At 33.7% G+C, this 8550-nt stretch carries 6 protein-coding genes and 1 pseudogene; 2 read left to right on the top strand and 5 right to left on the bottom strand.

Annotated elements, in window-relative coordinates; translation table 11 throughout:
- The first annotated feature begins 555 nt into the window (after positions 1–555).
- Complete coding sequence (locus QZN27_RS02210; protein ID WP_296783048.1) at positions 556–3168, top strand: transglutaminase-like domain-containing protein; 2613 nt, start codon at positions 556–558, stop codon at positions 3166–3168.
- A gap of 33 nt (positions 3169–3201) precedes the next feature.
- Here QZN27_RS02210 and QZN27_RS02215 read toward each other — a convergent pair whose 3' ends face one another.
- The 4 genes from QZN27_RS02215 to QZN27_RS02230 all read right to left on the bottom strand — a co-directional run bounded on the left by QZN27_RS02215 (position 3202) and on the right by QZN27_RS02230 (position 7168).
- Complete coding sequence (locus QZN27_RS02215; RefSeq protein WP_296783050.1) at positions 3202–4494, bottom strand: TIGR02710 family CRISPR-associated CARF protein; 1293 nt, start codon at positions 4492–4494, stop codon at positions 3202–3204.
- 7 nt (positions 4495–4501) lie between these two features.
- Complete coding sequence (locus QZN27_RS02220; RefSeq protein WP_296783052.1) at positions 4502–5185, bottom strand: hypothetical protein; 684 nt, start codon at positions 5183–5185, stop codon at positions 4502–4504.
- A 134-nt stretch (positions 5186–5319) separates the two neighbouring features.
- Positions 5320–6705: an MFS transporter gene (locus tag QZN27_RS02225; RefSeq protein ID WP_296783055.1), complete on the bottom strand. Its 1386-nt coding sequence runs from the start codon at positions 6703–6705 to the stop codon at positions 5320–5322.
- A gap of 13 nt (positions 6706–6718) precedes the next feature.
- Positions 6719–7168, bottom strand: coding sequence for a MarR family winged helix-turn-helix transcriptional regulator (locus QZN27_RS02230; protein WP_296783058.1), 450 nt, complete (start codon positions 7166–7168; stop codon positions 6719–6721).
- 469 nt (positions 7169–7637) lie between these two features.
- Between QZN27_RS02230 and QZN27_RS02235 the strand changes: the two genes are divergently transcribed.
- Positions 7638–7823, top strand: coding sequence for a hypothetical protein (locus QZN27_RS02235; RefSeq protein ID WP_296783061.1), 186 nt, complete (start codon positions 7638–7640; stop codon positions 7821–7823).
- Here the strand turns inward: QZN27_RS02235 and QZN27_RS02240 are convergent.
- A pseudogene (locus tag QZN27_RS02240) lies at positions 7807–8550 on the bottom strand (hypothetical protein); the annotation flags it as partial. The gene QZN27_RS02235 and the pseudogene QZN27_RS02240 overlap by 17 nt on opposite strands.

Genomic DNA, 8550 nt, shown 5'->3' on the forward strand with positions numbered 1-8550 from the left:
TCTGTTAACTTTCGATATTATGAACATTACTTTTTTTCATATGAATCATATTTCTCATGATATTAAATTTCTCGCATGATTCATCAAGTGTTCATTTTTACATCCAGATTTTTTAGAAATGTTGACATCTCTTTTTAACTTTATAAAAAAAATTTTATCAAAATTACAAATACCGTTTTTAGAACCTTATTTTTTAAAATAATTGATAAATTGCATTATCATGCGATTCAATTGTTTTTAAATGCATAATTCAGGATTCGATTCAAACAAAAGCCGTGCCACCTTAATCTATGTCTTTTAAAATTAATGATTCAAGTTCTATTTAATTAAACTGCTTAATAAATAGTTTCATATGCTATAAGCTTTTTATTACTAAATTTAAGTAAAAATCGCTTTAATGTATTATTTTAATAATGTATTAACTTTATTTTTTAAAATTAAACTCATTTAATAGGATTTAGCTAATAAAAAGGTTTATATAAGATATTTGCATTATATAATATTTAAGCGAGGATAATCTCGTAGATATTAATTTTGTTATGGAGGTAAATTATTTTGAACAAGAGAATATTGCTCACTTTAATATTTGTGCTCACTGTTGCATTATCAGTTGGTACAATATATGCAAGTGATGTAAATGTAACGGATTCATATACCTCTAGTTCACAAGATGACGGATTAATTGCTGTAAGCGATGACACGTCTGAACTACAGGCAACGGAGTCTGTTGTTGATAATGATTCATCAAATGATGTTTTAAAATCTGAAGATTCAAGTACTTTATCAACTAACATGGAGAACAGTAACGTTTTGACAAGTGACGATAATGCCCCATCAACTATTGATGTATCAAATACTGTCACTGCAAAGGATGTTACTAAATATTATAAAGGAAGTGCAAAGTATACTGCAACATTTTTGGATATAAACGGTTCTGCATTGGCAAATACCAATGTTAAAATTACAGTAAACGGTAAAGAGTATACTCAAATGACCAATAGCAAGGGTGTCGCTTCCTTAAACATCGATCTTAAACCGGGAACATATAAAGTTGTTGCTACTAACCCAGATACAGGTTATAGCTTAACCACTACTTTTAAAATCTTATCAACTATTGTTTCCAGTGATATGAGTAAAGTTTATACTGATAATAAGAAATTCACTGCTACTTTCCTTAATAAAAATGGGAAAGCATTAGCTAAAAAAACTGTAAAATTCAGAATTAATGGAAAAACCTACAAAGTAAAAACCAACAGTAAAGGAAAAGCCAGTTTATCCTTAATAAATCTACCTAAGGGAACTTATAAGATTATATCCTATAATCCTGACGGTTCAAAGAAAACCAATAAGGTTAAAGTAACCAAATCATCAAAAACTTCATTAACTTCCAAAGATTACATTTACCTTAAAAAGGATACCAAAAGAGTTAAGGTCAAATTGCTTAATCAGTTTGGCTATGCTCCAGCAAAAGGTAAAGTTATTAAATTAGCTTTAAACGGTAAAAAATACTCTGCAAAAACAAATGCAAAAGGTATTGCTACTTTTAAATTACCTTCACTTAAAACTGGAGTATATACTATGAAATATTCCTTTGCCAAGTTCGGTTACTACAAAGCATCCAGTGTAAAGAATAGATTAACTGTAATTCCAACTAAAAAACTCACTTACACTGTAAAAAGTACTACAGTATTCGGCCATGGCGCAGGAACATTATATAAAGTAGCTTTAACATCTGGAAATGTTCCTATTGCAAACAAAAAGGTTACACTTACCGTAAATGGCCAGACACAGACCAAAGTTACAAACAGTAAAGGTATTGTTTCAATACCTATTGACTTGGAAATTGGTGATTATGAGATTAAATTTTCTAATAAAGCCAGTTCCAAACTTGGTGCAACATCTGGAACAACTGAAATTAGTGTTGTTGAAAGAACACCAACTTCTGTAAGTTGGAAATCTGAAACAACCATTTATGAAGGATCACAATCCTGTAAAATATTAGTGCTGGATCATAACGGCAAGCCTATATCAAATGGTAATGTCAAATTGACTGTTAACTCACAGACTTTCAGTGGTAAAACCGCTTCAGACGGTTATGCAACTATTCAAGCAACTTTCACTCCAGGAACTGTTACTGTTTCATATACATTCACTGGTAACAACCTGAATGCTCCAAGTTCTAGTTCCACTACTTTAACAGTGAAAAAGATTGATTTCATAACCCTTAAGAATGTTATTGCCGGTGCAAAAACTATTAAAGCATATTATGCAGACAACAATAAGTTGCCATCAAGCGTATCTGCTGGTGGATTAACATTTACAATGCCGGAATTCTTATATGTGATGAGTGAAGCTATCAGCAATTTAGGCAGTTCCAATACAGGCAATGTCGCTATCCTCAAAGGAGTGGCAGCACCTAGTTCACCTAGTGGTGACACAATTTATTCAGTTGAATTATACAAAAAAGATTACATAACTGTTGCTAAAAATGCTGTAACATTCATTAAAAACAACAAGCAGGCACCGAATTATGCTAACTCAGCCGTTGGAAAAATCATCTACTCCGAATTGGTAGATGCATTCTCAAGGATTTTAGCATTCTACGGAAACAATGATAATTTATTGCCAAATTATTGTGTAATCACATACGGTTCTGGAGGTTCTTCAAGTTCACAGGGCGGAACTGGTTTGAATGAGAAAAATACTGTCAAAGATACAAGCATATATCTCAAATCCACCAGTAATTGTCAAGTTGGAAACTCCAAGATTAAATCAAAAGTGAACTCACTTACAAGTGGCTTGTCTAGCAACTTAGCAAAAGCTAAAGCGATTTACAACTATGTAAGGGATTCCATATCATACAGTTTCTATTATGATACCAACTATGGTGCAGTAGGTACTTATACCCATGGATCAGGAAATTGTGTAGACCAAGCACATTTACTCATTGCAATGTATAGAACCGCAGGACTTCCTGCAAGATATGTCCACGGAACATGTACATTCTCCAGTGGAAGTACATACGGTCACGTATGGGCTCAGGTACTAGTTGATGGTAGCTGGCATGTTGTAGACCCAACAAGCTCAAGAAATTCATTTGGAACTATAGTTAATTGGAATACAAAATCATTCAGATTCCAAGGAACCTATTCAAGTCTTCCTTTCTAATTAACTATAACCTTTTTTCTTTTTTTTAAAATATTAATAATTCTTGTTTAATTCTAGTTTTAAATCAAATTTAGCGAATTTAGTTTGTTTCAGGAATTTTTTCATGTCTTTATCCAGGGAATAGGATAAATTGAGTACAATTTCAAGGAATTCATCAAAGTCCTTTTGAGTCAGTGAATCAAGGCCATGGGCCAAAATGGATTTGTTCCTTTTTTGTGTCAGGTTTTTGATTTTTGAGTTGTTTTCAATATAATATTTTCCCAAATCATTTCCAAGTTCATTTAAAAGTAGGAAATCCTTTTCCAAGCCTATCCTTATTTTTCCATCTTCCCTTGTTTTTTCCAGATCATTTATGAATTCATCGGATACATTGTTCTGCTTAAGTATTGAAACATCGATATCTGAGCTTTTGATGTTATATTTGGTCAATTCGATTTGTGCAATAAGTTCAAATGACCTGTAAAGCCTTGCTATTGCATCGTCATATTTGAATTCTTCAGACCTTCTTATTGAATTGTTAATGATGCTTGCAAGAATATAGCAGTTTTTCAGATTTACGGATTTGGAATTCATAATGTTTCCAAGAGCCTTCAGGTTAAATTTGATATCATTTTTAATTTCAGTGAATTCCATCTGATTTACATCAACTTTTCTTAGATTGTCATAAGCCTCTTCAAAATCCATATTGTCCCATGCATAATAGGATTTGCAGAGATTCAATAATGAATCCTTATGGATATTCAAATCAATAATGTAATTCAGGATATCTATGCAGGCCCTAAATCGGTTAGCGTTAAAATTGTATCTTGTTCTCATCAATGCAAACTTGTCATATATCTTGTAGATGTTTTGATAGTGGATGATTTCGGTTCCTCTTGAGACTTCGCCTGTTGACCTGTCCCCTCCAACTGAAATCAGATCCTTTGAATAGAACATTCCGCAGTTTGCCATTGCGGCAGACATTGTTTTGGTTCCGGAGGTGTAATCCATTATTATATCATAATCATTATCGTCTTTAAAGTCAAATTCCCATATCTTAGATTCGTATACTTCAAAACATTTATTCAAATCATCAATCGCATTTATTGTGACAATCTGATAATCCTCGTTTTCTATGAATTCATCATTATCTTTTTCGAATAGCTTTTCTATATATTTAATAGTCTCTTTTGATATGTCTGATGCAAAAAATACGACATGATTAGGGCGTATCTTATCTATTGTATAATATAATTTTTGGGCATGACTTTCAGAGTTTTCTTCGTTTGAGTTTAAATTTGTACCTGTTCCAACGGTCATGAACAGAATTACTTCCTTTCTTTTCATAATATCACTAGATGTTTTCAGCAATCAGATTAAATAGTTCTTTAGTCTTATCGGTTGCAGTGCTTTCCCAAATGTCTTCAGGTATTTCATATACAAATGTAGGATAACCTGCCTGTGCAATAGGTTTTGAAACTAAAACCGCAGATGTGGATTTGTAGGTTTCGTTTCCGGTTACAGGATAATAGTTGAAGTCGCTGCTTTCGCTGATTTTGTTGGCAATGCTTACGGAAGCATTATCCATTGCCGGAGTGGCAAGATAGAAACCTTCACCATATTCTGGATTATGTGAATGGCTGATTATGACTGCATCGGCGTCAGAAGCGGTAACATTGGGATTGACATAATCATGTACCAGGCTTTCCCCGTTTGCCCTTCCCTGTTCATAATCCTCAGGGTTTTCGGTCACAGTCACCTTATAGTTGATTATTTTGACATTGTCATTTGCAAATTCTCGTGCGGACTGGATTTCAGGGTCAATTGACAAAGTTTCCCTTGGATGGATTCCTGTTATAAGGGCAATGCATTTGGTGGCGTTTTCATTTCCGGCAATTCCGACTTCCACTGTTCCGATACTTGTATTTGCAATTGTAGTATATTTAATTTCGGGATATTGTGTGCTTTCAAAAAATATTATCCCTCCGATTACTAGTAATGACACTACAATAATAATTATTTTACTTGATTTTTGCACATTTTCACCTTAATTAATAATTTATAATTTTATTAATTAAAATTTTACTAATTACAATGAAAATGTTATTAAAAAAATAGAATTAATATATATCTTAAGCACTAAAAAGCGGTGCTTAGGATATATATTTCAATTTAACGTTCTGTGTTGAATTTGTCGCTTGATTTGATTCCTACAAGTGATGCGAATACCGCAAGGATGCATGCAACTGTACAGATTAAACAGATGATTTGTGATGCCTGCACAATCATTGCCGCATATTGAGGATCCAGTTTCAGACTGCCCATTACCCAGGCGAATACCAATGTCAAAAGTCCCAAACTCATTGTCTGGCCTATTGTTCTCATTGTTGCCTGTGATGCGGATGCTGTCGGTGCGTCTCTTGGAGGAACTGAGCTCATAATCGCATTCATGTTCGGACTTGAGAAGAGTCCCATACCGATACCCTGTAATATCATAGCAAGCACAACGATATACAATGGAGTTTCACCGGTCAGGAATGTCAGGATTCCCAGTGCGATTGCGGCTATTCCTATTCCCAATGCAGCCAGCTTTTGCGGATGTACCTTATCTGAAAGTTTACCTGCATTAGGAGCCATTATCGCCATGATGATAGGTGTGATAATCAATATCATTCCGGACATTTGAGCATCCCAGCCTCTCACATACTGGAAATGGTAATTTAAGATTGTTGTTACAACCATAATTGCCAGATAGCTGCATAAAGCCGCAACGTTGGATGATGTGAACTTCTTGTTTTTAAAGAGGTTCATATTGAATACAGGAGATTTCTGCCTTAACTCATACCATCCGAATATTACCAATATGATAAGGCCTGCAATGGTCAGAATCTTACCTGTTGTTGTAATCAGTGTTGTAAATCCATAAATGAAAGACAGTATTCCTATTGCATATAAAATGGAACCAACCTTATCTATTTTATCCTTTTCATATGTTTTCCACTCTTGCGGTATTTTCAAAATCATCAATATGATACATAACACCAAAAATGGAATCACAAAGTAAAACATGGATCTCCAGCCAAGATTATGCACTAAAAATCCGCAGATTACCGGTGATAATGATGTTGCAAGATATACTCCTGTTACTGTAAACCCTAAAGCTTTTCCACGATTTTGCGGTTTGACCGCCTGAACTACCATTGCCATTGCAGATACATTCAGAAATGCCACTCCAGCACCCTGAATAATCCTGAATATTAAGAATGATTCAGTTGAAAATGACAGGCAGGCGCCGATTGAACCTGCAAGAAATACGATGATTCCTGCAAGCAATGACTTTTTAACTCCGAATTTTCCTGAAATCTGTCCTGCCGGCACTGTAAAGACAGCAACCACCAGGAAAAATATTGTTGGAATCCAATTTTGAATAACATTATTCATTGCAAAGTCCTGTGCTATCGCCGGAACACCAATAATTATTCCATTTGATAGAAAGACAGCAAAAAATGATGTTATAAATGATATCGCCACTACATATGTTTCAAACTCTAATTTCATTTTTTCTCCCTCTTTAATTATCTTCAATAAGATTCATGCCTTTAATTGCTATTTCTTTTATTCTTTTTTTTAGTTCAATGTCGTCTTCGGTTATTCCCACTTCCATTTCCCATTCCTTTGATATTTTTCTGTATTCCGGAACAAGATTCCTTCCTTTTTCGGTTGTATTCAACATATATTTGCGCCTGTTTTCGGGATTGACTTCCCTTTGAATAAATCCCTGATCTTCCAGTTTTCTTAATGTCTTTGCGATGTTTCCTTTGCTTTGGCCAAACATGTTTACAAGATCATCCTGAGAGCATCCAGGATTGTCATAGATAAACATGATGTATCTCACATCATGGCCCAAGTCAAGTTCGTTGAATTTTGATTTCATGTATTTTTGCTGATTTAGGGAAATGTTGTGAATCCATGCTATAAAAGGTGAACTGTCTTTTATCGCCTGAAAACTTTCATCATCCATATTTTTCACCTATGGGATTGTATGTTATTAAAAGAATATAAATGTTTCTAATGAAACAGTTATAAATGAAACAAATAACTATTTTCATTCAGAACCTTTAATTTTAATAACCGATAGTTTTAAATATCATGTTTCAATGAAAGCAATTTTTTATAGTTACATCAATTTTTTAAAGCTATTACAATTCAATTAAGATTAAATAAGATGAAAATCATAAGATTTAATGAATTTTGAATGTTTTTAGGGAACTTGTATTAAGACATCTGAAAGGAAAATTCTGATGCCCTTGGAAGTGTCACCATATCAAACGAACGATTGTTTATATTAGATGTATTGAAAATAAAACTCATCTAATAAACGATCTTTCACATTAACATCTAGGTCATTGTAATTTAAAATAAAAATTAATTGGGGATATATATCAAGTTCTCTAAAAAGTCTGATTTCTAAAGAAAATAGGTGATGAGAAATGAAAAATCATATTAATGAAGTGGCATATGATACCTTTTATATCACAAAAGACATCAACTATCAATTGAACAATCCGTTGGATACAAGAAGGGCACCAAAGTTTGAATTCAATATCAAAAGATACATGCAAAAATCAAAGATCAGCAGAAACAGCAAAATCAAATTCGTTAATCTAATAGTTTAGCAATCACATATTCCCCAAGATAGATGAATAATATCTCTGCCTTCTGATTGGCTGAAATTGAATTTTTAATGTCGCTTGCGCTTTTGACCTCGTCGATTAACGTATAGGGATTATTTGCAACATAGCCGACAGTTTCTCCATTATTCACTACAGCTATGGCATCAGGGTCATGTTCGTTGTCCTCATCTTTAACCAAACTTAAAACGTTTCCAACTTCCGGTGTGAAGTTATAGAAATCGCTTCCGACAATATTGACTAAAGTGTCTTGAGTAGAGTTCAGATATTCGCATTGGGCTTCAAATTCCCTGAGCCGGTCAAATTCCTTATATGCAGTAAGATAACATTTATGTGCATCGACAAGCTGATTTAATGCTTCTAAGATTTCGGCTTTAAGAAAGTAAAATTCAGAGGGATCTTCACCCTCAGGAATATTTTCTATTCCACAGTCTATTAGTCTTAAAGCCTTTTCATAATCAGCTTCGGGAAAAAATGTAACTTTTGCCCATCCATATAGGCAGTTGGCCTTGTTAAGCTGAATTTCTGAGGATTCATGAATTTTTAACGCATTATCAAAACACTCAATAGACTCATCAAAGCGTCCAAGATTTTGCAAAATGATTCCTTTGAGATTTAAATTTGAATAACTGTAATCTGTCTTCAATAGCTTGTCTATCTCAATTAATGCCTTGTCAAATTGCTTTTCTTTTATCAGATAGTCGATTTTGGG

The organism is uncultured Methanobrevibacter sp., assembly GCF_900316895.1.
Lineage (GTDB): Archaea > Methanobacteriota > Methanobacteria > Methanobacteriales > Methanobacteriaceae > Methanocatella.

Bases quoted from the DNA above. Each gene is read 5' to 3' on its own strand.
- QZN27_RS02215 (WP_296783050.1), bottom strand. From the start codon at position 4,494: ATGAAAAGAAAGGAAGTAATTCTGTTCATGACCGTTGGAACAGGTACA.
- QZN27_RS02225 (WP_296783055.1), bottom strand. From the start codon at position 6,705: ATGAAATTAGAGTTTGAAACATATGTAGTGGCGATATCATTTATAACA.
- QZN27_RS02230 (WP_296783058.1), bottom strand. From the start codon at position 7,168: ATGGATGATGAAAGTTTTCAGGCGATAAAAGACAGTTCACCTTTTATA.
- QZN27_RS02235 (WP_296783061.1), top strand. From the start codon at position 7,638: ATGAAAAATCATATTAATGAAGTGGCATATGATACCTTTTATATCACA.